General features: G+C 60.0%; 24 protein-coding genes and 1 pseudogene. 12 read left to right on the top strand and 13 right to left on the bottom strand.

The annotated features are described in order from the left end of the window. The first annotated feature begins 151 nt into the window (after positions 1 to 151). The 4 genes and pseudogenes from ACA059_RS25190 to ACA059_RS25175 all read left to right on the top strand — a co-directional run bounded on the left by ACA059_RS25190 (position 152) and on the right by ACA059_RS25175 (position 2,300). Entirely contained in the window at positions 152 to 847 is a 696-nt protein-coding gene (locus ACA059_RS25190; protein WP_497631406.1) for a PA1041 family peptidoglycan-binding anchor lipoprotein, read from the top strand. A 105-nt stretch (positions 848 to 952) separates the two neighbouring features. Beyond that, positions 953 to 1,077 (top strand): annotated as a pseudogene (locus tag ACA059_RS25185) (OmpA family protein); the annotation flags it as partial. Positions 1,078 to 1,270: 193 nt separating this feature from the next. Further along, positions 1,271 to 1,549, top strand: a complete 279-nt coding sequence (locus ACA059_RS25180) for a DUF1145 domain-containing protein (RefSeq protein ID WP_134418797.1) — start codon at positions 1,271 to 1,273, stop codon at positions 1,547 to 1,549. Then, positions 1,542 to 2,300, top strand: coding sequence for a collagen-like protein (locus ACA059_RS25175; protein ID WP_497631405.1), 759 nt, complete (start codon positions 1,542 to 1,544; stop codon positions 2,298 to 2,300). Before ACA059_RS25180 ends, ACA059_RS25175 begins: the two co-directional genes overlap by 8 nt. 173 nt (positions 2,301 to 2,473) lie before the next feature. On the opposite strand, the gene ACA059_RS25170 is transcribed toward ACA059_RS25175, so the two are convergent. After that, complete coding sequence (locus tag ACA059_RS25170) at positions 2,474 to 2,938, bottom strand: CopD family protein (protein ID WP_403142595.1); 465 nt, start codon at positions 2,936 to 2,938, stop codon at positions 2,474 to 2,476. 99 nt (positions 2,939 to 3,037) lie between these two features. Between ACA059_RS25170 and dinG the strand changes: the two genes are divergently transcribed. From dinG to pdxH, 5 genes are all read left to right on the top strand, one after another. Continuing rightward, positions 3,038 to 5,182 (top strand): ATP-dependent DNA helicase DinG, encoded by a 2,145-nt coding sequence (dinG, locus tag ACA059_RS25165; protein WP_497631404.1) that lies wholly within the window; start codon positions 3,038 to 3,040, stop codon positions 5,180 to 5,182. A gap of 97 nt (positions 5,183 to 5,279) precedes the next feature. Next, positions 5,280 to 7,700, top strand: a complete 2,421-nt coding sequence (locus ACA059_RS25160; protein ID WP_497631403.1) for a beta-galactosidase — start codon at positions 5,280 to 5,282, stop codon at positions 7,698 to 7,700. A 139-nt stretch (positions 7,701 to 7,839) separates the two neighbouring features. Continuing rightward, the gene (locus ACA059_RS25155) at positions 7,840 to 8,985 is read left to right on the top strand and encodes a serine hydrolase domain-containing protein (RefSeq protein WP_497631402.1); all 1,146 of its coding nucleotides are present in this window, start codon (positions 7,840 to 7,842) and stop codon (positions 8,983 to 8,985) included. 113 nt (positions 8,986 to 9,098) lie between these two features. After that, positions 9,099 to 10,220, top strand: a complete 1,122-nt coding sequence (locus tag ACA059_RS25150) for an OmpA family protein (protein ID WP_497631401.1) — start codon at positions 9,099 to 9,101, stop codon at positions 10,218 to 10,220. A gap of 24 nt (positions 10,221 to 10,244) precedes the next feature. Next, positions 10,245 to 10,892, top strand: coding sequence for a pyridoxamine 5'-phosphate oxidase (pdxH, locus tag ACA059_RS25145; protein WP_497631400.1), 648 nt, complete (start codon positions 10,245 to 10,247; stop codon positions 10,890 to 10,892). Positions 10,893 to 10,897: 5 nt separating this feature from the next. On the opposite strand, the gene ACA059_RS25140 is transcribed toward pdxH, so the two are convergent. Then, positions 10,898 to 11,134 carry a hypothetical protein gene (locus ACA059_RS25140; RefSeq protein ID WP_497631399.1) on the bottom strand — a complete coding sequence of 79 codons (237 nt, stop codon included), beginning with the start codon at positions 11,132 to 11,134 and terminating at the stop codon, positions 10,898 to 10,900. Positions 11,135 to 11,303: 169 nt separating this feature from the next. Here ACA059_RS25140 and ACA059_RS25135 point away from each other — a divergent pair, with 169 nt between their 5' ends. Then, positions 11,304 to 11,768, top strand: coding sequence for an outer membrane lipoprotein (locus ACA059_RS25135; protein WP_497631398.1), 465 nt, complete (start codon positions 11,304 to 11,306; stop codon positions 11,766 to 11,768). Positions 11,769 to 11,858: 90 nt separating this feature from the next. Here the strand turns inward: ACA059_RS25135 and ACA059_RS25130 are convergent, their stop codons facing one another. From ACA059_RS25130 to nhaA, 3 genes are all read right to left on the bottom strand, one after another. Beyond that, on the bottom strand, positions 11,859 to 12,104 hold the full coding sequence (locus ACA059_RS25130) for a pyocin S6 family toxin immunity protein (RefSeq protein ID WP_497631397.1): 246 nt from the start codon (positions 12,102 to 12,104) through the stop codon (positions 11,859 to 11,861). 17 nt (positions 12,105 to 12,121) lie between these two features. Then, positions 12,122 to 13,294 carry an S-type pyocin domain-containing protein gene (locus tag ACA059_RS25125; protein ID WP_497631396.1) on the bottom strand — a complete coding sequence of 391 codons (1,173 nt, stop codon included), beginning with the start codon at positions 13,292 to 13,294 and terminating at the stop codon, positions 12,122 to 12,124. Between the two features lie 121 nt (positions 13,295 to 13,415). Further along, positions 13,416 to 14,603, bottom strand: coding sequence for a Na+/H+ antiporter NhaA (gene nhaA / locus ACA059_RS25120; protein ID WP_497631395.1), 1,188 nt, complete (start codon positions 14,601 to 14,603; stop codon positions 13,416 to 13,418). A gap of 239 nt (positions 14,604 to 14,842) precedes the next feature. Between nhaA and ACA059_RS25115 the strand changes: the two genes are divergently transcribed. Next, positions 14,843 to 15,937: a PLP-dependent cysteine synthase family protein gene (locus ACA059_RS25115; protein WP_497631394.1), complete on the top strand. Its 1,095-nt coding sequence runs from the start codon at positions 14,843 to 14,845 to the stop codon at positions 15,935 to 15,937. Between the two features lie 139 nt (positions 15,938 to 16,076). Here the strand turns inward: ACA059_RS25115 and ACA059_RS25110 are convergent, their stop codons facing one another. From ACA059_RS25110 to ACA059_RS25100, 3 genes are all read right to left on the bottom strand, one after another. Then, positions 16,077 to 17,690 (bottom strand): NAD(P)/FAD-dependent oxidoreductase, encoded by a 1,614-nt coding sequence (locus ACA059_RS25110; RefSeq protein WP_497631393.1) that lies wholly within the window; start codon positions 17,688 to 17,690, stop codon positions 16,077 to 16,079. Positions 17,691 to 17,785: 95 nt separating this feature from the next. Next, positions 17,786 to 18,439 carry a COG3650 family protein gene (locus ACA059_RS25105; protein WP_497631392.1) on the bottom strand — a complete coding sequence of 218 codons (654 nt, stop codon included), beginning with the start codon at positions 18,437 to 18,439 and terminating at the stop codon, positions 17,786 to 17,788. A 59-nt stretch (positions 18,440 to 18,498) separates the two neighbouring features. Then, complete coding sequence (locus tag ACA059_RS25100) at positions 18,499 to 19,098, bottom strand: short chain dehydrogenase (RefSeq protein ID WP_497631391.1); 600 nt, start codon at positions 19,096 to 19,098, stop codon at positions 18,499 to 18,501. Positions 19,099 to 19,203: 105 nt separating this feature from the next. On the opposite strand from ACA059_RS25100, the gene ACA059_RS25095 reads away from it, so the two are divergent. Then, on the top strand, positions 19,204 to 20,121 hold the full coding sequence (locus ACA059_RS25095) for a LysR family transcriptional regulator (RefSeq protein WP_497631390.1): 918 nt from the start codon (positions 19,204 to 19,206) through the stop codon (positions 20,119 to 20,121). Between the two features lie 110 nt (positions 20,122 to 20,231). Here ACA059_RS25095 and ACA059_RS25090 read toward each other — a convergent pair whose 3' ends face one another. The 5 genes from ACA059_RS25090 to livH all read right to left on the bottom strand — a co-directional run bounded on the left by ACA059_RS25090 (position 20,232) and on the right by livH (position 24,674). After that, the gene (locus ACA059_RS25090; RefSeq protein ID WP_497631389.1) at positions 20,232 to 20,483 is read right to left on the bottom strand and encodes a DUF6124 family protein; all 252 of its coding nucleotides are present in this window, start codon (positions 20,481 to 20,483) and stop codon (positions 20,232 to 20,234) included. 548 nt (positions 20,484 to 21,031) lie between these two features. Then, positions 21,032 to 21,733 carry an ABC transporter ATP-binding protein gene (locus tag ACA059_RS25085; RefSeq protein ID WP_046046223.1) on the bottom strand — a complete coding sequence of 234 codons (702 nt, stop codon included), beginning with the start codon at positions 21,731 to 21,733 and terminating at the stop codon, positions 21,032 to 21,034. Next, complete coding sequence (gene livG, locus ACA059_RS25080; protein ID WP_497631388.1) at positions 21,734 to 22,501, bottom strand: high-affinity branched-chain amino acid ABC transporter ATP-binding protein LivG; 768 nt, start codon at positions 22,499 to 22,501, stop codon at positions 21,734 to 21,736. It abuts the gene before it with no gap. Beyond that, positions 22,498 to 23,754 (bottom strand): high-affinity branched-chain amino acid ABC transporter permease LivM, encoded by a 1,257-nt coding sequence (locus tag ACA059_RS25075; protein WP_497631387.1) that lies wholly within the window; start codon positions 23,752 to 23,754, stop codon positions 22,498 to 22,500. Before ACA059_RS25075 ends, livG begins: the two co-directional genes overlap by 4 nt. Then, positions 23,751 to 24,674 (bottom strand): high-affinity branched-chain amino acid ABC transporter permease LivH, encoded by a 924-nt coding sequence (gene livH, locus ACA059_RS25070; RefSeq protein ID WP_497631386.1) that lies wholly within the window; start codon positions 24,672 to 24,674, stop codon positions 23,751 to 23,753. Before livH ends, ACA059_RS25075 begins: the two co-directional genes overlap by 4 nt. Between the last annotated feature and the right edge of the window lie 98 nt (positions 24,675 to 24,772).

Genomic DNA, 24,772 nt, shown 5'->3' with positions numbered 1-24,772 from the left:
AAGGGCCGGGCCTAGAGGTGGTTTGTCCCAAAAGCGTCGATCTGCCGTGAACACGGGACCAAAACGCAATGGCCTATTGCTGGCGGAGATTAAAACTCGGGTCTTTACTACCTGAATCGGTTCTAAGCCGATCCCCTCAGGAGAAAACTAGATGAGCATAGTTCGCACAGCATTACCCTTGGTTCTGCTAACCAGTGTGTTGACTGGTTGCGCAGGTTTGCAGAAAACCGACTGGCCGACCTGTGCGGCGGTCGGTGGTGTCGTGGGTGCAGGTCTCGGCGCGACCGAGAGCTCGGCATGGGCGGGGTATGGCGCGCTGCTCGTCGGCGGCACGGCTGCGGCCTATTGCTGGGTTCACGGTGATGGCGACGAAGACGGCGATGGCGTGCCGGATAGCCGCGACAAGTGCCCGGGAACACCTAGAGGCGTGCGGGTCGATGCCGATGGCTGCCCTCCACCGGTGCCTGCGCCAGTGGTCGAAGAAGCGGCCGTGGTGAGAGAAGAAGTCATCGTCATTCGCGATGTTCACTTCCAGTTTGACAAGGCCACACTGACCCCTGCCGACAAAGTGGTACTCGATAAAATCGCCACTCGCTTGAAAGGGGAAGCGCCTAACGCCCAACTGACTGTAACCGGTCACACCGACAGCGTGGGCAGCGATACCTATAACCAGAAACTGTCGGATCGTCGTGCGCACTCGGTAGTTGAATACCTGATTTCCCAAGGTGTACCACGCAGCAGCTTCGTCTCTGTCACCGGTGCCGGTGAAAGCCAGCCGGTGGCCGATAACAAAACCGCTGACGGCCGCTCGATGAACCGTCGCACGGAAATCAAAATCAACCGCTAAACCCCTCGTACTGCGCGGCTTGTGCAGTCGCGGATGCGGGTCTTTACTCCTGTGTGACCGGCATTGGCTGGTCACACAGGAGCTTTCACCATGAGCGTTCTCACACGTGATCGCTGCCCTGATACGTCCGCCAATACCCTCGTCGAACATCATGGTTGTCCATTGCCGCAGTACCCGCCAGCGTGAAACCCGAACCTGCGCAATCCGAAGTCATCACCTTGAGCGACGCTGGCGGGGCGCAAAACCGTCGGGTGGAGTTGCACATCAATCGCTGAGCCCCGAGATAGAGCTGTCGGACGACAATTGAAGTCGTTCCGGCGGCCATTCGGCGGCCTTCATGAAGAATTTTCCGTTGCCCTCTGGCTTATCCCGCGTGGAAGCCGGTACTGTGCGCGCAAAGAATAATTCTCAACGGGGGCGCGTATGAACGTGTTTTGGGGGCTGGGGAAGTTGTTGACCCTGCTGTTCTGGCTGGTGGTGCTGGTCAATCAGCTCATGCCGTTTGTCAATCCTCTGCACCTGCTGGTCGATCTGGCCGGCAGCCTGCTGGCATGCCTTCATCTTCTTGAGGCGGTGTTCTGTTTCCGCAGCCTCAGAGGTCGCGCTCACCCGTGGCTTGATCGCCTGAAGATCCTCTTTTTCGGCGTTTTCCACCTGCAAACCATCCCGGCTCCGACCGCGCCTAAGGCTTCCCATGCGTAAACTCTGTCTGCTCGCTGCACTCATCAGCCCGTTGGCCTGCGCCCAGGTGGTGAGCGTCGAAACCAACTCGCTGATGCGTTTGCCCAACACCGCCAGCACCCTGCAGCTGGAACGCCTGGAAGTGGCCGACTACGGCACGTTGTTGATTCCCTCGAATGTGACCGAGGTATCCGTCGGTGAATTGCGTCTGGGTCGTGAAGCGCGGATCGCCATCGTACCCGGCGAACAGCCGCTTGAGCTGAAGGTCAGTCGTGCGCAGTTGTCGGAAGGCAGCCAGATCACGGCTCGCGGCGCGCCGGGAACTTACCTCAAGGCAGCCCGCTCCGGGCGTAACCTGAACTTGCAGATCAAGGCACTGAGTGCGCCGCTGTTGTTGGTGGACGCTCGCGGCGGTGCGGGCGCACCGGGTTTCGTCGGTCTCGATGGGGCCAACGGTCAGGCACCGGGTTGTACCTGGGGTCAGGCCGGTCGTGGTGCCGATGGCAGTGATGGCAGCGACGGTCAGCCGGGCGCGCCGGGTGCACTGGTACGTCTGGAAGTGCCGCGCGATTACCCGGCGGAACTGATCAAGGTTCAGGTGGCTGGCGGTGACGGTGGTGTGGCCGGGCCTGGCGGTAAACCGGGCGCGGGTGGCAAGGCCAAGGGCTGCTTTGTTTACAAGGCTGATGGCGGAAAAAATGGTCGTCCAGGTGCTGACGGTCAGCCGGGGTCTGCCGGTGCGGCGGGTTCGGTGACCGTACAAAGGTTGTAAGAACGACCGACCCCTTGTGGCGAGGAAGCTTTGTGGCGAGGGGATTTATCGGAACGCCGCACCGCCCCGTTCGGCTGCGAAGCAGTCGTAAAATCAGGCTGCGCGGAGTCTGGATTGGGGCCGCTTCGCAGCCCGACGGGGATAAATCCCCTCGCCACAAAAGCTGTGAGGCTTTAGAACATAGGCCGGGCCGCAGCAATCGCCACCAGCACCAACCCGACAATCAGATTAATCCCCACCAACTTGCGAATTTTCCCAAGTGTCGCCGCCCCGGTCGGCCAATCCTGTGCCGCCACCGCCGTGCGCAATTCCGGCAGCAACAACGCCTGAATCCGGATAAACAGCGCCGTCATCACCACGTACAACCCCATCATCACTTGCACATACCGAGGCGCCGCTTCAAAACCGCTGTACTGCAAATGAATCATGCCCACACCGCTGATCGGCAACAGCACCACCGCGACCCAGACCCAGCGGAAAAAACCTTGAAACACTTCTACCCACAGCTTCAAACGGGCAGGGCCTTCCAAAGCCTTCATCGCCGCGGGGCGCAAGACCATCCACGCGAAAAACATGCCGCCAACCCACACCAGGGCTGACAGTACATGCAGGGTATAAACAAGGCCAAAAGGTGTCATTGAGGTACTCCGTTCTGCGCGGGATTAATTAGCGCGGTATGATAGCCGCCGATCCGAACCACTGAAAATTTATCCAGCGTTTTTTGCGCCCGACAATCCATGATCAGCACCGAACTCAAAACCACGATCCAGGGCGCCTACACGCGTTTTCTCGAAGCCAAGAGCCTCAAGCCGCGCTACGGCCAACGCCTGATGATCGCCGAAATTGCCAAGGTCCTCGGTGACATCGACACCGACGACGAAGGCCGGCGCAGTGGCGACCCCGCGATTGTCGCGGTGGAAGCCGGCACCGGTACCGGCAAAACCGTGGCCTACAGCCTGGCCGCCATCCCCACGGCCAAGGCCGCCGGCAAACGCCTGGTGATTGCCACGGCCACCGTGGCCCTGCAAGAGCAGATCGTCTACAAGGATTTGCCCGACCTGATGCGCAACAGCGGGCTGAACTTCAGTTTCGCCTTGGCCAAGGGGCGCGGGCGCTACATGTGCCTGTCCAAGCTCGACATGTTGCTCCAGGAAGGTCACGCACAAACCGCCACGGCGCAGCTGTTTGAAGAAGAAGGCTTCAAGATCGAGGTCGACGAGGCCAGTCAGAAGCTGTTCACCAGCATGATCGAGAAACTCGCCGGCAATAAGTGGGACGGCGACCGTGACAGTTGGTCCACCGCCCTGGAAGACGCCGACTGGGCGCGCCTGACCACCGATCACAGTCAATGCACCAACCGTCATTGCCCGAACTTCGGCCAGTGCGCCTTCTACAAGGCCCGCGAAGGCATGGGCAAGGTCGACGTGATCGTCACCAACCACGACATGGTCCTGGCCGACCTGGCGCTGGGCGGCGGCGCCGTGCTGCCGGACCCGCGCGACACCATCTACGTGTTCGACGAAGGCCACCACCTGCCGGATAAAGCCATCGGCCATTTCGCCCATTACACGCGTCTGCGTTCCACCGCCGACTGGCTGGAAACCACCGCCAAGAACCTCACCAAGTTGCTAGCCCAGCATCCGCTGCCGGGCGACCTGGGCAAGTTGATCGAACAAGTGCCGGAACTGGCGCGGGAGATCAAGACCCAGCAGCAGTTCATGTTTAGCGCCTGCGAGCAGGTCGCCGATTTCAAACCCGGCGAAGACGTCGAGGGCCGCGAACGGCCGCGTCACCGCTTCGTCGGTGGGGTGATTCCCGAACACATGCGCGAGATGGGCGTCGAGTTGAAGAAGGGCTTTGCCCGTCTGACCGACCTGTTCACCCGGCTCACCGAATTGCTCAAGGAAGGCATGGACGGTGAGGTCAACATCGGCATCGCCAGCAACCAGGCCGAAGAGTGGTATCCGCTGTTCGGCAGCCTGTTGTCCCGTTCTTCGGGCAACTGGGAGTTGTGGGTCGCGTTCACCGCCGAAGACCCGGAAGACAACCCCCCGATGGCCCGCTGGCTGACCCTGGCCGAAAGCGGCTCGCTGTTCGACATCGAGGTCAACGCCAGCCCGATCCTCGCGGCAGAAATGCTCCGTCGCAATTTGTGGAACGTGGCTTACGGCGCTCTGGTGACCTCCGCGACCCTGACCGCGCTCGGCACCTTCGATCGCTTCCGCATGCGCGCCGGCCTGCCGAAAAAAGCCGTGACCGCAGTGGTTCCAAGCCCGTTTCATCATGCTGACGCTGGCGTGCTGCGGGTGCCGGACCTGAAGGCCGATCCGCGTGATGCGCCGGCCCACACCGCAGCGATCATCCGTGACTTGCCGGCATTGGTGGAAGGTTCGCGCGGCACCCTGGTGCTGTTCTCCTCGCGCAAACAGATGCAGGACGTGTTCGACGGCCTCGACCGTGACTGGCGCAAGCAAGTGTTCATTCAAGGCAACCTGTCGAAACAGGAAACCCTGAACAAGCACAAGGCGCGGGTCGATGGCGGTGATTCCAGCGTGTTGTTTGGCCTGGCGAGTTTCGCCGAAGGGGTCGACTTGCCCGGTGCGTATTGCGAACACGTGGTGATCGCGAAGATTCCGTTTTCGGTGCCCGACGATCCGGTCGAAGCGGCCCTGGCCGAGTGGATCGAGGCTCGGGGGGGCAATCCGTTCATGGAAATCTCCGTGCCGGATGCTTCGCTGAAGCTGGTCCAGGCCTGCGGTCGCTTGCTGCGCACCGAAGAAGACCGCGGCACCATCACCTTGCTCGATCGACGCCTGGTCACCCAGCGTTACGGCAAGGCAATCCTCAATGCGTTGCCACCCTTCCGTCGAGAAATTTCCTGATACACCGGTGGGCAAATTTGCCCACCGCGTTGTCTATCTCTCAACCATCGCTTTTCCACTGGCCCATTGAAAGGTCGTTAGGGAGAACCTCGTTCCTATGATTCGCCGTTCGTTGCCTGCTGTTTTCGCTCTGATGTTCGCAGCCCCTTTGCTGGCGGCTCCTGCCGGCCAACAGACGCTGTTCAACTTTGTGCGCCCCGCCGATGTGGTCCAGGTGGCGACTCAGGACGCCAGCCTGCCGCAATCCAACGCCGAGCAAACGGCCGAAGGCGAAGTGCTGCGTCGGGTGACGTTCAACCCGGTGGCACAACCGACCTTGCGTCTGACCCCGCAGACGGGCGCGTGGGACTGGTCGCAGTCGGGCTTCATGAGTTTGCGGATTCAGAGCGCAATGAACTGGGCTGTGACCCTGTACGTGAAAATCCAGAGCAACGATGGCAAGACACTGGTCAGCCGTGTCGACTTGCCGGCCGGCCCCGCGCAAACCTTGTTGGTGCCGCTGCAGCCCTTTACGCCATTGAGCCTGGGCCTGAAAGCCGGCCCGCCAATGCCGATGACGTTTGAGGGGCAGCGCGTATTGCTGGCCAGCAGCGCCGGTGAGCTGGAGCGCAGCCAGGTGGTGTCGGTGACCTTGTCGATGGATCAGCCGAAAGTCGCCCAGAGCATCCTGCTGGAACGCTTTGGCGTGCAGGACGGCGATGCGGTTACCCAAGCCGCTTTTGGCGGCCTTGTAGACGCTTACGGCCAGTCGACCCGGGCCAAATGGCCAGAGAAAGTCAGCAGCGACGAGCAACTGAAAAGCGCCGCCGCCAAGGAACATCAACAACTGAAAACCTGGCTGGCCGAGCGCGAGAAGTCGTCCCTGGACAAGTTCGGTGGCTGGAACAAAGGCCCGGCTTTTAAGGCCAGCGGCTTTTTCCGCACCGAAAAACGCGACGGTCGCTGGTACCTGGTGACGCCGGAAGGGCATCCGTTCTATTCGCTCGGGGTCAACACCGTCACCCCGGACGTCGACCAGACCTACGTTGCCGGTCGCGAGTGGATGTTCGAGTCGCTGCCAAAACCCGACGAGCCGCTGGCCAGCCATTATGGCGAAGGCGACAACCGGGGCGGCAACGGTGTCGATCAGGGCCGTGGCTACAATGCCGGTCGCTGGTACGACTTCTATGGCGCCAACTTGCAGCGTCTGTATGGGGCACCTTGCATCCTGGGCAGCGACACCAAGGCCGGTGTCGCCGAAGCCGCCAAGACCGGCGCCGTTGAAGCGACCGCCGCGAAAGCAGCCGAGCAAACACCTGCCGAACCCTGCAAAGCGGTGGTTGATGAACAGCGCTGGGCCAGCCACACCCTTGATCGCCTGCAAGCCTGGGGCTTCAACACCATCGGCAACTGGAGCGCCCCGGCGCTGGCCAACGCTGATCGCGTGCCGTACACCTTGCCGCTGTCGATCGTCGGCGATTACGCCAGCATCAGCACCGGCACCGACTGGTGGGGCGGCATGCCCGATCCGTTCGACCCACGATTCGCCATGGCCACCGAACGTGCCGTGGCCATCGCCGCGCGCGACCATCGCGACGATCCGTGGCTGATCGGTTACTTTGCCGACAACGAATTGGCCTGGGCCGGTCCCGGCGACGACCCGAAAGCCCGTTACGCCTTGGCCTACGGCACCTTGAAAATGACCACCGACGTGCCGGCCAAACGCGCGTTCCTTAAGCAATTGCGAGATAAATACCGCAATCAGGCGGGCCTTTCCAAAGCCTGGGGCATTGATTTGCCGGCCTGGGAATTGATGGAAGACCCGGGCTTCGTGCCGCCGCTGCCAAGCGCCGAACACCCGGAAATTGAAGCCGACTTCAAATACTTCCAGAAGGTTTTCGCCGACACGTACTTCAAGACCCTCTCCGATTCGCTCAAGTGGCACGCGCCGAATCAGCTGTTGCTGGGAGGCCGGTTTGCCATCAGCACCCCGGAAGCGGTTGAGTCCTGCGCCCAGTATTGCGACGTGCTGAGCTTCAACATGTACACCCTGCGACCGCAGGATGGTTACGACTTCGCCACGCTGCGCAGCCTGGACAAACCGGTGCTGATCACCGAGTTCAACTTCGGCTCCGCGGATCGCGGCCCGTTCTGGGGCGGCGTGACGCAATTGGCGAAGGAAGAAGACCGTGGGCCGGCTTACGCCAATTTCCTCAAACAGGCGATGAGCGAACCGTCGATCGTCGGCGTGCACTGGTTCCAATACCTTGACCAACCGGTTACCGGTCGTCTGCTGGATGGCGAGAACGGGCACTTTGGCCTGGTGGGCATCACCGATCTGCCGTTCCAGGGGTTCGTCGACAGCGTTCGCAAGAGCAATTTGCAGACCGTCGATCAGCTCGGTAAAGAGGCCGAGAAGGCCAAGGCTGAGGCGGATAAAGCCGGTCAAGCAGCTGAGGGCGGCAGAAAAGGCGAGGCTGGCAAAGGCGCAGGGCAGGGCACTGGCCATGCGGGTGGGCATTCCGGGAATGGCCACTGAGTGCAGGCAGGTACGTAAGATTTTCTGAGTGTTTCACCCGGGCGAGATGGCGACCGCCCGGCCCGGCCCTGTTCCCAAAACCTTCAATGGCTGGAACAATGCGGCCACTTTGTAGAGCGTTTATCCAGAGGAGTTGCGGGTGCAGATTCAGGGTTTTTACGAGCTGAAGTTCGAAGCGGTGCGTGAGGCTTTCGCGGCGCTGTTCGACGATCCTCAGGAACGTGGCGCAGCGTTGTGCATCCAGATTGGCGGTGAAACCGTGGTCGACCTTTGGGCCGGCAGCGCTGACAAGGACGGCACCGAAGCCTGGCACAGCGACACCATCGCCAACCTTTTTTCCTGCACCAAGACCTTTACCGCTGTCACCGCCCTGCAACTGGTGGCCGAAGGCAAGCTGCAATTGGATGCACCGGTTGCCCGCTACTGGCCAGAGTTCGCCGCCGCCGGCAAAGAGTCCGTGACCCTGCGTCAATTGCTCTGCCACCAGGCCGGCCTGCCGGCGCTGCGTGAGCTATTGGCCCCGGAAGCCCTTTATGACTGGCAAACCATGGTTGATGCCCTGGCCGCTGAAGAACCGTGGTGGACGCCGGGGGTTGGTCACGGTTACGCCGCGATCACCTACGGCTGGCTGGTCGGTGAGTTGCTGCGTCGTGCCGACGGTCGTGGGCCGGGTGAGTCCATCGTGGCGCGGGTCGCGAAGCCTTTGGGCCTGGATTTCCACGTCGGTCTGGCGGACCAGGAGTTCCATCGCGTGGCGCACATCGCTCGTGGCAAGGGCAATGTCGGCGATGCCGCCGCCCAGCGCTTGCTGCAAGTGACCATGCGCGAGCCGACCGCCATGACCACGAGGGCGTTCACTAACCCGCCGTCGATCATGACCAGCACCAACAAACCCGAGTGGCGACGCATGCAGCAGCCGGCCGCCAATGGCCACGGCAATGCCCGCAGCCTGGCCGGGTTCTATGCCGGTCTGCTCGATGGCAGCTTGCTGGAAAGCGAAATGCTCGAGGAACTGACGCGTGAGCACAGCCTCGGCGAGGACAAGACTTTACTGACCCGGACCCGTTTCGGCCTGGGTTGCATGCTCGATCAACCGGACGTCCCCAACGCCACCTACGGCCTCGGCCCTCGTGCGTTCGGTCATCCGGGCGCGGGCGGTTCCACCGGTTTTGCTGACCCGGAACACGATGTGGCCTTCGGCTTTGTGACAAATACCTTAGGACCGTACGTCTTGATGGATCCGCGCGCACAAAAGCTTGTGCGAGCACTGGCCACTTGTCTGTAAAACGCGCTCAGGGGTTCCAGGGCCGGAACCCCAAGGCCTTTATGGTTTCCAAGCGTCTGTTTATCCGGGTCAATCCGGCTTGATTTTTCATTACTTCATTTTGTGGATATCCAATGTCATCCAATAAAACTCTCGCTTTGGCCCTGTGCTTCGCTATTACCGGTTGCGCACAAACTCCACAAAATGACTCAGATGGCAGCAGCTGGTGGCCGTTCGGTTCTTCCGACAAAGTCGCCGCTAAAGACCCGGCTCGGGCCCCGACGCCAGCCCCTGCACCTTTGAAACCTGCCGCGACCGCTCCGGTTGCCAAGGCTGAAAGCTCCAACCCTTGGTACTGGCCATTCGGTTCCGATGAAGTTCTCGACAAGAAGCCAGAGGTGAAAGCTGAAGCCAAGCCTGAAGCCAAACCGGTCGAGGTGGCCAAGGCCAAGGCTGAGGCCGATGCAGGTGGCAAATGGTGGTGGCCGTTCGGTGGTAAAGAGCAAAGCACCGCTAAAGCCGTGCCAATGCCTGATCCTAAAGTCACTCAGGCCTGGCTCGACGACTACGAACCGCGCCTGCGCGAAGCGATCAAGGGCAGCAACCTGCAACTCGAGCGCCGTGAAAACGTGTTGGTGGTGACCGCGCCGGTAGAAGGCTCGTTCAACCCTGACCGTCCGGCCATGCTGCTGCCGGTGACCCTCGGCCCGTTCACTCGCGTCGCGAAAATCCTCGAAGTTGATCCAAAGACTGCCGTGCTGGTGCTCGGCCACAGTGATACGTCGGGCGCCGCACCGGCCAACGTGAAACTGAGCCAGGAGCGTGCCCAGGCCGTGGCAGCGATTTTCCGCCTCAGCGGTCTGCAGCGCGATCGTCTGATGCTGCGCGGTATGGGTGGCGAAGCTCCGCGTGCTGCCAACGACAGCAATGAAGGCCGTGCCTTGAACCGTCGCGTGGAACTGCTGGTAACCCCGCAAAACACCATGGTCGCGTTGCTGAGCAAGTACAACATGCCAGCCCCGGCGCCAGTGCGCTTGGTCGCTGCCCAGGACGTCAAACCAGTGGCCACACCGGTCACCCCTGCACCTGCTGCGAAGAAAGCCGATGTGCCTGCCGCGAAAAAGGCTCCGGCCAAGAAAGCTGCTGCGAAGAAGGCTCCGGCTAAAACCGCGACCCCGGCGAAAAAGACTGCTCCAGCAAAAGCCGCAGCGGCTGACAAGAAAGTCGCCGCCGCTGCCGATACTGTAAAAAAGTAAATCGTTAACCAAAAGGAATGCACCATGACCCAGGGCCTGGCTGATATGCGTCGCGATTACACCCGTGATGGCCTGACCGAGGCGCAAGCCCCGGCCGAGCCGTTCGCGCTGTTCCATCAGTGGTTCGCCGACGCGGTGAAAACCGAGCAGGCGCCGGTGGAAGCCAACGCCATGACCCTGGCCACCGTCGATCAGGACGGTCGGCCGCATTGCCGCATTCTGCTGCTCAAGGGGCTGGACGAGCAGGGTTTCACCTTCTTCACCAACTACGACAGCGCCAAGGGCCAGCATCTGGCCGCGAACCCGTTCGCGGCCATGACCTTTTTCTGGCCGGCCCTGGAGCGTCAGGTGCGCATCGAAGGGCGGGTGGTGAAGGTTACGCCTGAAGAGTCCGACGCCTACTTCCAGGTCCGGCCGCTGGGCAGTCGTCTCGGTGCCTGGGCTTCGCCCCAGAGCCGGGTGATCGCCGATCGTGCCGAGCTGGAAGCGCTGCTCAAGAATACCGAGCAACGTTTCAACGACACGCAACCTCATTGCCCTGAGCACTGGGGCGGTTATCGTTTGTTACCGGAGCGCATCGAGTTCTGGCAAGGCCGTCCGAGCCGCCTGCACGATCGCCTCAACTACCGCTCTCAGGGCGCCGACTGGATTCTTGAACGTCTGGCACCGTAAGCCGTCTACCGATTGGGATAACCTGCCGCAGCGGCTTCAAGCCACTGGGGCAGGTCTCGGCGCTTGATCTTCAGCGCTTGAGCGTTCGCCAGTTGCTGGAGCATGAACACCTTTTTATGCTCGTCTTTACCCGCCAGTGCCAACGCCAGATCGCGGTCCATCCAGCGTTTGATCCGCACGTATAGCCACCAGTGGAAATACAATCCGGCAACGGTAGTGACGACAATGATGAAGTAATCCATGACAATCCTTGGGTCAGCGGCGCAGATTCCGAAATTTGCCGCTACATGTGTGTTGAGTTCGTGGAGGTGCCTGTACCGGGCCTGAATCAAACCAATTTTATCCGGGCGAGGCCGTGACAGGCGTCAAGCTGCGGAGTTTAATGAATACTTGTCCTTTGGAGTTGATGCTATGCGTAAGTCTGTTCTGCTGGTTGCTTCCTTTTCCACGATGGCGATGTTGCTCACTGGCTGCCAATCGAGCCTGACCGGTGACTCCTACTCCCGTGACGAAGCGCGTCGCGTGCAGACCGTTCGCATGGGCACCATCGAATCCCTGCGACCGGTCAAAATCGAAGGCACCAAAACCCCAATCGGCGGCCTCGCCGGTGCGGCGGTGGGTGGTGTTGGCGGCAGCGCTATCGGTGGCGGTCGCGGCAGCATCGTTGCTGCAGTTATCGGCGCCGTTGCTGGCGGCCTGATCGGCTCGGCCACAGAAGAAGGCATGACCCGCGCCCAAGGCGTGGAAATCACCGTTCGCGAAGACGACGGCAGCATGCGCGCCTACGTGCAACAGGTTCAGGAGAATGAAGTGTTCCGTGTTGGCGAGCGGGTGCGGATTGCTACTGTTGATGGGACTAGCCGCGTTTCGCACTAAGCGGGAATACGGGTAAAAGAAAACCCCGAACAGGTGACTGGTCGGGGTTTTTTGTGTCTGTGGCTTTCAGTTTTGTCTGATCCGAAATTGTTAGTTTTGGCAGAGTCCCATGTAGTACACCAAGTTGGCTCTGAAGGGGTTGCCAACCAGTTCCATAATCGCACTGGCTTGATTGGGAGATAACACATGCTCGCCCATGGGCACATCCTTCAAAGTTTTCCAGCCCATGACGTTAAGCACTGCCGCCTCTAAAGCTTGCGGCACATCCTTTTCATATTGCAATGAATTGTCGGGATTTGGCTCGGGGAAAAATCCAGAGAGAGCTATAAATATCATTCTTAAATTCTCGATCGCTATTTTGTTGTAGTACGTCTTTCGGGTCTTACTTTTCCAGTCTGTTCACCCGTTTTTGCATCAAATTCCCCTAAGTGATCTCCCGCCCAGTTGTACACTTCGACGGCGCCATGTTGGTAATCCCATTCATAAATGCGCTTCTTACTTTCCCAGCGTTTTCGATTCCCTTTAGTCTGAACAGGGAAGGCATCGGGGAACGCCGGCAGAATTTTTGGCGGAGGATGATAACTGTGGTCACCACTGATAGGTCTTGCCACCACCACGTATAACGGCTGCACACCAGAATTCGCCGGAAATACAAGAATGAAATCCTTGTACTTAGGCGGGTAGATCGGGTTCACGATGATGCCGTCAGCCGCTTTCGTCGGCGGGTACACCCAAATGTGTGGCGCTTGCGGGGCGGCTTCCAGTTTGGGGATGCCGAGGATGTCGGAGCCATCCTCAGCTGGAGTCCAGATCAGTTCAACGCCGTCACCGAGGTCCGCCACCAGCTGGCTGCCGCGCAAGGTGAACTGCACGACATCGACCATTTCCCAATCACGGTGCTTTCCGGTGTAGAAGCCGTAGCCCTTGAGACTGCCGTCAGCCTGTTGCTCAACGCTTAGTCGAACCCGGGTTCGGGCTTGCTTCAGGGTTCGGAGCTGGTCTTCGGTGTAGAGGGCGCTGTCGCCCAGGCTGGGCACCCAGAATATCGCGGCCAGGCCGGCCAACGCAGCTGTGCTGGTAGCGCCGAGTGCTGCGACTGGAATGGCGAGAGCCGGGAAGCGCAGCGCAAGTCGGCCAATGCCAAGCGAAACGGTCGTGCCGCTGATCGTCTCCAGATTCAGCAGCCCGGTATCGTCTACCTCGCGAGCACCGAGCCAGGCGACTTCTCCGTAGTCCTTGAGGCTGTCGGTGGGCACCATTCCCGAAGGATTCGAGTAATCGATGATGGCGTCCGGCAGCTTGCAGGACTTGGCAAAGACGCAGCCCGCGCGGATGGCTTTGTGCTTTTTTGCGGCAACCTCACGACTCCGTTCGAAGGCGTCTTGCCTCGCGAGCATGGCGTCGTAAGCGTTTTGTCTGGCATCCCGCGCGGCCAGTTCGGTAGACGTCATAAAGCGGTGAGTGACGTGATGACCGTCGCCTGACGGTGGGTTCTGAACCCGGGGAATGTCCTTATTGCCAGCCACTGATCTTCCTTGCGTTCGTACGTCGACAGCCCCCAAAAAAGGGGCTGTGCGACGTTAACGAACGAGGCTGATTGTGGCTGTAGGACGAGTCTTGAATGACTCTAAGAGTTGTCTCTGTTTATCAGGATTGCAGTGCGGTGCTCTTGCGACTCGCCGCCGCCGTCACCGCATAACCAATCAATGCAGCCAGTATCGAACCGGTCAAAATCCCCATCCGATCCATCCCTGCGTATTCACTGACACCCGGCTCAAACGCCAGGGAGCCGACAAACAAACTCATGGTGAAGCCGATGCCGCAGAGGATTGCCACGCCCAGCACCTGGCCCCAGTTGGCGCCTTGGGGCAGGGCGGCGATGCCGATTTTCACCGCCAGCCAGGTCAGGCCGAAGACGCCGAGGGTTTTGCCCAGCAGCAGACCGACCGCGATGCCCATCGGTACGTGGTGGGTGAAGCTTTCGACGGTCACGCCACTCAGGGACAGGCCGGCGTTGGCGAAGGCGAACAGCGGCAGGATGCCGTAGGCCACCCATGGATGCAGGGCGTGTTCGAGGGTCAGCAGCGGCGAAGGTTCGGCGTTTTTCGTGCGCAGGGGGATGCAGAAGGCCAAGGTCACACCGGCCAGTGTCGCGTGGACGCCGCTCTTGAGCACGCAAACCCAAAGGATCAGGCCAATGATCATGTATGGCCCGAGCTTGACCACCCCGAGCCGGTTCATCGCGATCAGTGCCACGATGCACGTCGCGGCCAGAGACAGCGAAAGGGTCGAGAGCGTACCCGAGTAGAAGATCGCAATGACGATGATTGCGCCGAGGTCGTCAATAATCGCCAAAGTCATCAGGAAAAGCTTCAGAGATACCGGCACCCGCTTACCCAGCAGGGCCAGTACGCCGAGGGCGAAGGCGATGTCGGTGGCCATCGGGATGGCCCAGCCACCCAGGGCTGCCGGGTCTTCACGGTTCAGAAACCAGTAGAACAGCGCCGGAACCACCATGCCGCCGATCGCCGCCGCGCCGGGCAGGACGATTTGCGACGGTTTCGACAGTTGACCGTCGAGGACTTCGCGCTTCACTTCCAGACCGATCAACAGGAAGAACAGGGCCATCAGGCCGTCGTTGATCCACAGTAGCGCCGGTTTGGCGATTTGCAACGCGCCGACCTGCGCCACTACCGGAGTGTCCAGAAAACTGCTGTAAAGCCACGACAGCGGGGAATTGTTGATGATCAAAGCCAGGGCAGCAGCGGCGATCAATAACAGTCCGCTGGCAGCTTCCAACTGGAAGAAACGCGTGAAAGTGCTACGCAGAGGCAAGGTCGCTCTCCATCAATGAATTCAAAAGGTGGCACACCCTAACCCGTACCGTTAGTTGTTAAAACAAAAGTTATATTCTTTTTTGTTATATACCGTTACAACGTGAACGATCAGCAGGGACCTGAGCCTAGCAGTTGCCGGGCGTATTGAACCTCAGCTGTATCTGTGCGTGATGTAGGTTTTTTCCTAAGCTTGTTAGCTGAGCCTTGCAACAAGGCCGACTCAACGAGAAAACCACCATGAGCGACAACCGACAGTGGGCCCGCGAAGCCATCCGGATTATCGAAGCCGACTTCCAGCGCAGCGCCGACACCCACCTGATCCCCTTGCCGCTGCCGGGTTTTCCGGGCATCGAGTTGTATTTCAAGGATGAGTCCAGCCATCCCACCGGCAGCCTGAAGCACCGCTTGGCGCGCTCGCTGTTTCTGTATGCGCTGTGTAATGGCTGGCTCAAACCCGGTGCGCCGGTGATTGAAGCATCCAGCGGTTCGACGGCGATTTCCGAGGCGTACTTCGCCAGTTTGCTGGGCTTGCCGTTTATTGCGGTGATGCCGGCGAGCACGTCCAAAGAGAAGATCGCGCAGATCGCTTTCTACGGCGGCAAGAGCCATTTGGTCGATGATCCGACGCAGATCTATGCCGAATCCGAGCGGCTGGCTCGCGAACACGATGGGCATTTCATCGACCAGTTCACCTATGCCGAGCGCGCTACCGATTGGCGGGCGAACAACAACATCGCCGAGTCGATCTTCCAGCAAATGCGCTTCGAGCTGCACCCCGAGCCGAGTTGGCTGATCTCCAGCCCCGGCACCGGCGGTACCACCGCGACGCTGGGCCGTTACGTGCGTTACCGCCAGCATTGCACCCGCGTGCTCTGCGCCGATGCCGAGCGCTCAGTGTTCTTCGATTACTACCAGACCGGCGACGCCAGCCTGCGCCTGGATAGCGGTTCGCGGATTGAAGGCATTGGTCGGCCTCGGGTAGAAGCGTCGTTCCTGCCCAAAGTGATCGATGCGATGGTCAAAGTGCCGGACGCGTTGTCTCTGGCGGCCATGCATTACCTGGCGCAACGTTTGGGACGTCGGGTTGGCGGGTCGAGCGGGACCAACCTGATCGGCGCCTTGATGGCGGCCCAGCAGATGGCGGCGGCGGGGGAGTCGGGGTCAATCGTGGCGATTTTGTGTGATGGCGGCGAGCGGTATGCGACCACCTATTACGATCAGGGTTGGCTCAAGGCCCAGGGCTATGAGTTGAGCGGTTCGATGGATGCCGTGGCGGGGAGTGTCGAGCGCGGCGAGCCGCTGCCGGCCACCGTTCTACGCGCCAATATCTGAGATTGTTCAAACACTGAAGATCCAATGTGGGAGCGAGCTTGCTCGCGATGACGGATTAACATTCAACAGAAATGTTGGCTGATCTACCGCTATCGTCGGATCGCCGCCCGGAGCAAGCTCGCTCCCACAGGGATTTGGGTCAGGCCTCTAGGCCCAGGATGTCCCGCGCCACGGCTTCTGCAATCCGAATCCCATCGACACCCGCCGACAGAATCCCGCCCGCATAACCCGCGCCTTCACCCGCCGGGAACAAGCCTTTCACGTTCAGGCTCTGCATCGACTCGTCACGGGTGATCCGCAGCGGTGACGACGTGCGCGTCTCGATCCCGGTCAACACCGCGTCGTGCAGCGAGTAACCGCGAATCTGCTTCTCGAACGCTGGCAGCGCTTCACGAATCGCTTCGATAGCGAACGCCGGCAAGGCCAACGCCAAATCACCCAAGGCAACCCCCGGTTTGTAGGACGGTTCTACGCTGCCCAACTCGGTGGACGGCTTTCCGGCAATGAAGTCGCCGACCAATTGCGCCGGCGCTTCGTAGTTGCTGCCGCCGAGCACAAAGGCGTGGGATTCCAGGCGTTCCTGCAACTCGATACCCGCCAGCGGGCCGCCCGGATAATCGACTTCCGGGGTGATCCCGACGACGATCCCGGAGTTGGCGTTACGCTCGTTACGCGAGTACTGGCTCATGCCGTTGGTGACCACGCGGCCCGGCTCGGACGTCGCCGCTACCACGGTGCCGCCCGGGCACATGCAGAAGCTGTAGACCGAACGTCCGTTGCTGGCGTGGTGCACCAGTTTGTAGTCGGCGGCCCCGAGTTTCGGGTGGCCGGCGTACTTGCCCAAGCGTGCGCGGTCGATCAGCGACTGCGGGTGTTCGATGCGGAAACCCACCGAAAACGGCTTGGCTTCCATAAACACGCCACGGCCATGCAGCATACGGAAGGTGTCCCGGGCGCTATGGCCGAGAGCCAGAATCACGTGTTTCGAGTGGATCTGCTCGCCGCCATTGAGCTCGACGCCGACCAGTTGGCCGTCCTCGATCAACACATCGGTAACGCGCTGTTGAAAGCGCACTTCGCCACCCAGCGCGCGAATCTGTTCACGCATGTTTTCCACAACACCGGTCAGACGGAACGTACCGATGTGCGGTTTGCTGACGTAGAGAATTTCTTCCGGCGCACCCGCTTTGACGAACTCGTGCAGGACTTTGCGACCGATGAATTTCGGGTCCTTGATCTGGCTGTAAAGCTTGCCGTCAGAGAACGTCCCCGCGCCACCTTCACCGAATTGCACGTTGGATTCCGGGTTAAGCACGCCTTTACGCCACAGGCCCCAAGTGTCCTTGGTGCGCTGACGCACTTCGGTGCCGCGCTCGAGGATGATCGGCTTGAAGCCCATTTGCGCGAGCAGCAGCCCGGCGAAAATCCCGCACGGACCGAAGCCCACGACGACAGGACGTTGCTCAAGATCAGTCGGCGCCTGGCCGACCGCTTTGTAGCTGACATCCGGCGCCACGTTGACGTTACGGTCATCGGCGAACGTGTGCAGCACCGTCGCCTCATCGCGAACGTTGAGGTCGATGGTGTAGATGAAGCACAGTTCGGAGGACTTTTTGCGCGCATCGTAGCTGCGCTTGAACAAGGTGAAATCGAGCAGGTCATCACTGGTGATGCCCAGGCGCTGCACGATGGCAGGGCGCAGGTCTTCTTCGGGATGGTCGATCGGCAGCTTGAGTTCGGTGATTCGTAACATGACAGGATCCGGTTCGCGGGGCGCACAACTGCGCCAAGGCGTTTGAAGCCCGCGATTATAAGCCTCAAAGAATGATTCCCGTGAGGCTAAAACGATCAGTCGTTACGCGATCCGCCGAAATACCCGCAGCCACGCTGAACCTGGCCGTCGACGCGCAGTTCGGCGCTCATGTGCTGGACACTGCCGGTGGTGCTGTCGACGCAACGTTGCGGTGCAACCCACAATTCGATGTGCTGGTTATTGGCTTCGGTGCTGAGATTGAATCGACCATCGCCCAGTTGCTCTTCAACGTAGGGCAAAGCCAATGGCGGCTGACCGGCGCGGTCGATGACCATGCCTTTGCCACTGACTTTCACGTTCCATTCCGGGCCATGGCCGGCGGCGCGCAGGATAAGCAATTTGAAATTAGGATCGTTGCACGCGGTGCCCGAGCGCTCGACGCGGTACAGCTGCGCAAGATCGAGGCGGCTGTCGACGATTCGCCCACGTACGTCAGCAAACAGCTTGCCCTGGGCATCGGCCAGGGTTGCGGCCTCTTGCAGGACGCTGGTGCCGCCGGTGTCGTTGACCACATAACTGCGCTGTTCATTGCACGGCTGGAACTGCAACTTGCCGTCCGCCGCCGTCAACTGGCCCTGCATACGGGTCTGGCCCACGTGGGAGGCACTTTCACGCGGGCCGTCGAGCAACTGGCAAGCGGCGAACAACGGAAGCAGGGCAACAAGGACTAAGGAACGGGCAACACGCATCTTTGAGTCTCCAGACAAGTGCCGCCACGTTACTCAGCCTGACCGTTCATCACAAGGGTTTAGCCCACGTGAAAGGTCTGGCCTGTTTGCAGGCCTTCCACACTTTTGGCGTAGGCCAATGCCACATCCACTGCAGGAACCGGTTTGTAGCCACGGAAGTACGGCGCATAACTGCCCATGGCTTCGACCAGTACGTTCGGGCTGATGGAGTTCACTCGCAGGCCGCGAGGCAGTTCGATGGCCGCTGCACGCACGAAGCTGTCTAGCGCACCGTTGACCAGCGCTGCCGAGGCGCCGCTGCGAATCGGGTCGTGGCTGAGCACGCCAGTGGTGAAGGTAAAGGAGGCGCCATCATTGGCGAACTCGCGGCCGATCAGCAGCAGATTGACTTGGCCCATCAACTTGTCTTTCAGGCCCAGCGCGAAGCTTTCTTCGGTCATTTCATCGAGGGGGGCGAATGTCACGTTACCGGCGGCGCAGACCAGTGCATCGAACTTGCCGGTTTTCTCGAACAGCTTGCGAATCGACGCGCTGTCGCTGATATCCACATGGAAGTCCCCGCTATTGCGGCCGATGCGGATGATCTCGTGACGCTCGGACAGCTCCTTGTCGACCGCCGAACCGATGGTGCCGCCTGCGCCTATCAAAAGAATTTTCATGGTGCTGTTCCTTGAGTGGTTTGAAAGAGGCTTCAGTCTAGAGTGGTTTTTTCCATCGATAAGCGCGCTAATAGGCAACCTTTGGTTTTCAAATGGAAACAATCCATGAGCGAAATGGATGATCTGGCAGCGTTTGCGGTGTTGATCGAGGCGGGGAGTTTTACCCTGGCGGCGCAGCAATTGGGGTGCAGCAAGGGGCAGTTGTCCAAGCGCATCAGCCAACTGGAAACGCGCTTTTCCGTGGTGCTGCTGCAACGCACCACCCGCCGTTTGAGCCTGACGGCCGCGGGTGCGGCCCTGTTACCGCAAGCCCAGGCGCTCGTAGTCCAAGTCGAGAGGGCGCGTCAGGCATTGGCGCGGCTGAAGGATGACATGGCCGGGCCGGTGCGAATGACGGTTCCGGTATCGCTGGGGGAAACCTTCTTCGATGGCTTGTTGCTGGAGTTTTCCGGCAAGTACCCCGAGGTGCAGATCGAGCTGGACCTGAGCAACAGCTACCGTGATTTGTCCCGCGACGGGTTTGATCTCGCGGTTCGCTCCGAGGTGGGCAATGACGAGCGCCTGGTGGCCCGACCGCTATTAGCCTGGCACGAAATGACCTGCGCGAGCCCGGCTTACCTTGAGCAATACGGCGAACCGTTGACGCCTCAAGCACTCGCTGAACACCGCTGTCTGCTCAACAGTCATTACAGCGGCCGCGAAGAATGGCTCTATCACCAGCAACACGAGTTGCTGCGGGTTCGCGTGTCGGGACCGTTCGCCAGCAACCATTACAGCCTGCTGAAAAAAGCGGCACTGGCCGGCGCCGGCATTGCGCGGTTGCCGTCCTACTTGCTGCAAGCGGAATTGGCTGACGGCCGTTTGCGCTGGCTCCTGCGTGACTATCAGACCCGCCGCATGCCGATGTACCTGGTGCATCCATATCAGGGTGGATTGCCGAAACGTACGCAGGTGTTGGCGGATTACTTGATTGGCTGGTTCAAGCGCAGCGGTGAAGCCCTGGATCGGCTCCAGCACACATAGATCCCTGTGGGAGCGAGCCTGCTCGCGAAAGCGGTAGGGCAGACAACATTTCTGTTGAATGTGAAATTGCATTCGCGAGCAGGCTCGCTCCCACAGGGTGATCTTCGTGGTCAGGATTCTTGTGGGTCGATGGTGTCCAGCGCCCGATTCACCGCCAGTTCGCCCAGCATGATGCTTTGCTGGATGCCGAGCAGCATGTTGCGGTGCGTACCTTCCAGGAAAGCGGCGAAATTGCTGGCCATCACACTCGCCGACGCCAGTGATTCGCAGGCATGGCCCAACAGGGTTTGCACATCGATACCGGGCGCGACGACGAACATCGGGCTGGGATTGTGTGGGGGATTGGGGGTGTTCTTGAACATAACGGGAGCTCACTAATTGAGGCTGCAACCCTGTTCGCGACTAACTGAAATTAGGGTGGCAGCTGTGTGCAGGTTAGTCGACCGATGAGCCCCAGAAACTCGGCGCGCCCGAGGGCGCCCTGCACACAGCCGCCGTCAAGTGCAGGGAAGGGATACCTGACTCTTTGGCACTTATGCGTTTCTAGGGCAAAACAACCGAGCGACTAAACTCGACCACTGATGGGCAGTGGCGGGGAAACGATAAAGGCCAGTCCCAAGGCGCACAAGCCGGCGGATTCTGGCGTACCTGTAGGCAACGACGCAAGGCGATGTAGCTTGCAGGAAGTAACACCGACACTGATTAAACACGCTCTCCAAAACACCAAAAATCTCCGGTAGGAGCTGCCGAAGGCTGCGATCTTTTGATCTTGGTCTTCGGTGGCCCGGGTGAAAATCAAGATCAAAAGATCGCAGCCTTCGGCAGCTCCTACGGGGATCTTCATTGTTGTTGAGTTTGTGTAAGGCACAAAAAAACGGCCCGAAGGCCGTTTTTTGTTTACCGCGAAGACTCAACCACCCAGATACGCCTCACGCACTTTCGGATCAGTCAGCAGCGCTTCCCCAGTGCCTGTCATCACCACCCGGCCGTTCTCCAGAACGTACGCACGGTCGGCAATTTTCAGCGCCTGGTTGGCGTTCTGCTCCACCAAAAACACCGTTACACCGTCCTTGCGCAGCTGTTCGATGATGTCGAAGATCTGCTGGATGATGATCGGCGCCAGGCCCAACGAAGGTTCATCGAGCAGCAACAGCTTGGGCTTGCTCATCAGCGCACGGCCGATGGCGAGCATCTGCTGTTCACCGCCGGACATGGTGCCGCCGCGTTGAGCAAAGCGCTCTTTCAGGCGTGGGAAAAGTCCGAGGACCTTGTCCATCTGTTCCTGATAATCGCCCTTGTCGGTGAAGAACCCGCCCATGGCGAGGTTTTCTTCCACGGTCAGACGGGCAAACACCCGACGACCTTCCGGAACCACGGCGATGCTCTTGCGCATGATCTGCGCCGAGGTCTGCCCCACGAGCTCTTCACCCATGTACTTGATGCTGCCGCTGTGGGCTTGCGGCGAACCGCAAAGCGTCATCAGCAAGGTGGATTTGCCCGCGCCGTTGGCACCGATCAGGGTGACGATTTCGCCCTGACGGATTTCCACGTTGACGCTGTGCAGGGCCTGGATCTTGCCGTAGAAGGTGGAAACGTTTTCGAATTGCAGCATTTACGCTTCCCCCAGGTAGGCTTTGATCACTTCGGGATTGTCGCGGATCTGTTCCGGCGTGCCGTTGGCCAGAGGCGTGCCCTGGTTGATCACGACGATGTGGTCGGAAATGCTCATGACCAGTTTCATGTCGTGTTCGATCAGCAGCACGGTGACATTGTGCTCTTCACGCAGCATGCTGATCAGCGCCTTCAGGTCTTCGGTTTCCTTCGGGTTCAGGCCGGCGGCCGGTTCGTCGAGCATGAGGATCCGCGGACGGGTCATCATGCAGCGAGCGATTTCCAGACGACGTTGCTGACCGTAGGCCAAGGTGCCGGCCGGACGGTTGGCGAACGCCTTGAGGTTGACCTTGTCCAGCCAGAACTCGGCGAATTCCATGGCCTCGCGTTCGCTTTTGCGGAACCCCGGGGTCTTGAACAGGCCCGACAGGAAGTTGGTGTTCAGGTGACGGTGCTGGGCGATCAAGAGGTTCTCGACCGCGGTCATGTCCTTGAACAACCGTACGTTCTGGAAGGTCCGCACCACGCCTTTGAGGGCGATCTTGTGACCCGGCAGGCCTTCGATCGGCTCGCCGTCCAAAAGGATGCTGCCGCCACTCGGCTTGTAGAAACCGGTCAGGCAGTTGAACACCGTGGTTTTGCCGGCGCCGTTAGGGCCGATCAGTGCAACCACTTGTTTTTCTTTAACGGTCAGGGCCACGCCGTTGACCGCCAGCAAACCGCCGAAGCGCATGCTCAGATTTTCGACTTTAAGGATCTCGCGGCTCATTTGCGCAACTCCATGTGAGGACGTTGCATGGGCAGCAGGCCTTGAGGACGCCAGATCATCATCAGCACCATCAAGGCGCCGAACATCAACATGCGGTATTCGCTGAACTCACGCATCATTTCCGGCAACAGGATCATCACCGTGGCGGCGAGTACGACGCCCAATTGCGAGCCCATGCCGCCCAGCACCACGATGGCGAGGATGGTCGCTGACTCGATGAAGGTGAAGGACTCCGGTGTTACCAGCCCTTGGCGCGCGGCGAAGAAGCTGCCGGCGAAACCGGCGAAGCACGCACCCAGGGTAAAGGCCGAGAGCTTGATTGCTGTCGGGTTCAGGCCCAACGCACGGCAGGCGATTTCGTCTTCACGCAGTGCTTCCCAGGCACGGCCCAAGGGCATGCGCAGCAAGCGGTTGATGACGAACAGGGCGAACAGTGCCAGCAACAATGCAATCAGGTAAAGGAAGATCACCTTGTTGATCGAGTTGTATTGCAGACCGAAGTACTCATGGAACGTTTGCAAGCCTTCTGCGGCTTTACGCTCGAAGGTCAGGCCGAAGAACGTCGGTTTTTCGATGTTGCTGATGCCGTTCGGGCCACCGGTGATGTCGGTCAGGTTCCGCAGGAACAGACGGATGATTTCACCGAAGCCCAGGGTCACGATCGCCAGGTAGTCACCGCGTAGACGCAGGACCGGGAAGCCGAGCAGGAAGCCGAAGGTGGCCGCCATCAGGCCAGCGATCGGCAGGCAGATCCAGAAGCTCAGACCATAGTAGTGCGACAGCAGCGCATAGCTGTAGGCGCCGACGGCATAGAAGCCGACGTAACCGAGGTCGAGCAGACCGGCCAGACCGACCACGATGTTCAGACCCAGGCCAAGCATCACGTAGATCAGCACCAGCGTGGCGATATCCACTGCACCGCGGGAGCCGAAGAACGGCCAGACCAGAGCACCGATGATCAACGCGATGATGAGCCAGCGTTGGGTGGTCGGCAGGGTCAGGAACGTACTGGCCTTGGCCGGCATCACCGGCATGTTCGGCGAGGATCTCCAGGCCGAGCTGATCTGCTGGTCGAACAACACCCGCAGGAACATCAGCACCGAGCACACGGCGATGGTGATCAGCGTTGCAGTGCTGGTGCCATGGACTTCGAGGTTGATGCCGACAATGGTCAGTTTCAGACCGAGTACCGGGTAGGCAACGGCCCACACCAGCAAGGCGCTGAACAACGCCTGTTTAAGATTCCTAGTCATACTTTTTCAACCTCCGGACGGCCCAACAGGCCGGTTGGCCGGAACAACAACACCAGAACCAATAGACCGAACGCCACGACGTCCTTGTACTGGTCGCCGAAGATATCGGCACCAAAGGCTTCCGCCACCCCCAGCACGATCCCGCCGAGCATGGCTCCGGGGATGCTGCCGATACCGCCCAGTACAGCTGCGGTGAAGGCTTTGAGGCCGACCAGGAAACCGGCGTTCGGGTTGATCACGCCGTATTGCATGCTCAGCAACACAGCCGCGATGGCCGCCAGTGCGGCACCGACGACGAAGGTCAGGGCGATGATGTTGTTGGTGTTGATACCCAAGAGGTTGGCCATCTTGATGTCTTCGGCACAGGCGCGGCAGGCGCGACCCAGACGAGAGCGGGAGATGAACAGCGTCAGGCCGAGCATGGCGACAAAGGTCACCACGAACACCACGATTTGCATGTAGGAAATCAGCACTTCTTGTGCGCCACCTGGCCCGATGGAGAAGTTGCCGGGGATCAGGTTGGGGATGGATTTGTCCTTGGAGTCTTGCGCCAGCAGAACCGTGTTCTGCAGGAAGATCGACATGCCGATGGCGGAAATCAGCGGGATCAGACGGTTGCTGCCGCGCAAAGGGCGGTAGGCGATCCGTTCGATGCTGTAACCGTAGGCACTGGTCACGACGATGGTCGCGAGAAAAGCGGCGGTCATCAACAGCGGAACACTGTCGAGTCCCATCATGGACAGGCCCGCAATGGCGATAAACGCCACGTAGGAACCAATCATGTACACCTCGCCGTGGGCGAAGTTGATCATTCCAATGATGCCGTAAACCATCGTATAGCCGATGGCGATCAGGGCATACGTGCTGCCAATGGTCAGACCATTAACCAGCTGTTGGAAAAAGTGATAGATGTCAGGCATTACAGCGCTCCTAAAAACCTGATACGCATTTCACTGGTGGAGTCATTTTCCCGCTCGAGCCCCGTGGATCTGCATCCACTTCGAACGCGAGGTTTGCC

It is taken from the genome of Pseudomonas sp. LBUM1647 (genome assembly GCF_059716175.1).
Note: the sequence above shows the minus strand (reverse complement) of the source record. Positions and strands in the feature narration are given on the sequence as shown.

What these genes read in the sequence shown, in the direction of transcription:
- ACA059_RS25170 (WP_403142595.1), bottom strand. Translation starts at nt 2,938, where the DNA reads ATGACACCTTTTGGCCTTGTTTATACCCTGCATGTACTGTCAGCCCTG.
- ACA059_RS25190 (WP_497631406.1), top strand. Translation starts at nt 152, where the DNA reads ATGAGCATAGTTCGCACAGCATTACCCTTGGTTCTGCTAACCAGTGTG.
- ACA059_RS25085 (WP_046046223.1), bottom strand. Translation starts at nt 21,733, where the DNA reads ATGCTGCAATTCGAAAACGTTTCCACCTTCTACGGCAAGATCCAGGCC.
- ACA059_RS25105 (WP_497631392.1), bottom strand. Translation starts at nt 18,439, where the DNA reads ATGCGTGTTGCCCGTTCCTTAGTCCTTGTTGCCCTGCTTCCGTTGTTC.
- ACA059_RS25110 (WP_497631393.1), bottom strand. Translation starts at nt 17,690, where the DNA reads ATGTTACGAATCACCGAACTCAAGCTGCCGATCGACCATCCCGAAGAA.
- pdxH (WP_497631400.1), top strand. Translation starts at nt 10,245, where the DNA reads ATGACCCAGGGCCTGGCTGATATGCGTCGCGATTACACCCGTGATGGC.
- ACA059_RS25095 (WP_497631390.1), top strand. Translation starts at nt 19,204, where the DNA reads ATGAGCGAAATGGATGATCTGGCAGCGTTTGCGGTGTTGATCGAGGCG.
- ACA059_RS25140 (WP_497631399.1), bottom strand. Translation starts at nt 11,134, where the DNA reads ATGGATTACTTCATCATTGTCGTCACTACCGTTGCCGGATTGTATTTC.
- ACA059_RS25180 (WP_134418797.1), top strand. Translation starts at nt 1,271, where the DNA reads ATGAACGTGTTTTGGGGGCTGGGGAAGTTGTTGACCCTGCTGTTCTGG.
- livH (WP_497631386.1), bottom strand. Translation starts at nt 24,674, where the DNA reads ATGCCTGACATCTATCACTTTTTCCAACAGCTGGTTAATGGTCTGACC.
- livG (WP_497631388.1), bottom strand. Translation starts at nt 22,501, where the DNA reads ATGAGCCGCGAGATCCTTAAAGTCGAAAATCTGAGCATGCGCTTCGGC.
- ACA059_RS25160 (WP_497631403.1), top strand. Translation starts at nt 5,280, where the DNA reads ATGATTCGCCGTTCGTTGCCTGCTGTTTTCGCTCTGATGTTCGCAGCC.
- ACA059_RS25150 (WP_497631401.1), top strand. Translation starts at nt 9,099, where the DNA reads ATGTCATCCAATAAAACTCTCGCTTTGGCCCTGTGCTTCGCTATTACC.
- ACA059_RS25115 (WP_497631394.1), top strand. Translation starts at nt 14,843, where the DNA reads ATGAGCGACAACCGACAGTGGGCCCGCGAAGCCATCCGGATTATCGAA.
- ACA059_RS25175 (WP_497631405.1), top strand. Translation starts at nt 1,542, where the DNA reads ATGCGTAAACTCTGTCTGCTCGCTGCACTCATCAGCCCGTTGGCCTGC.
- ACA059_RS25100 (WP_497631391.1), bottom strand. Translation starts at nt 19,098, where the DNA reads ATGAAAATTCTTTTGATAGGCGCAGGCGGCACCATCGGTTCGGCGGTC.
- ACA059_RS25130 (WP_497631397.1), bottom strand. Translation starts at nt 12,104, where the DNA reads ATGATATTTATAGCTCTCTCTGGATTTTTCCCCGAGCCAAATCCCGAC.
- ACA059_RS25090 (WP_497631389.1), bottom strand. Translation starts at nt 20,483, where the DNA reads ATGTTCAAGAACACCCCCAATCCCCCACACAATCCCAGCCCGATGTTC.
- ACA059_RS25075 (WP_497631387.1), bottom strand. Translation starts at nt 23,754, where the DNA reads ATGACTAGGAATCTTAAACAGGCGTTGTTCAGCGCCTTGCTGGTGTGG.
- ACA059_RS25135 (WP_497631398.1), top strand. Translation starts at nt 11,304, where the DNA reads ATGCGTAAGTCTGTTCTGCTGGTTGCTTCCTTTTCCACGATGGCGATG.
- dinG (WP_497631404.1), top strand. Translation starts at nt 3,038, where the DNA reads ATGATCAGCACCGAACTCAAAACCACGATCCAGGGCGCCTACACGCGT.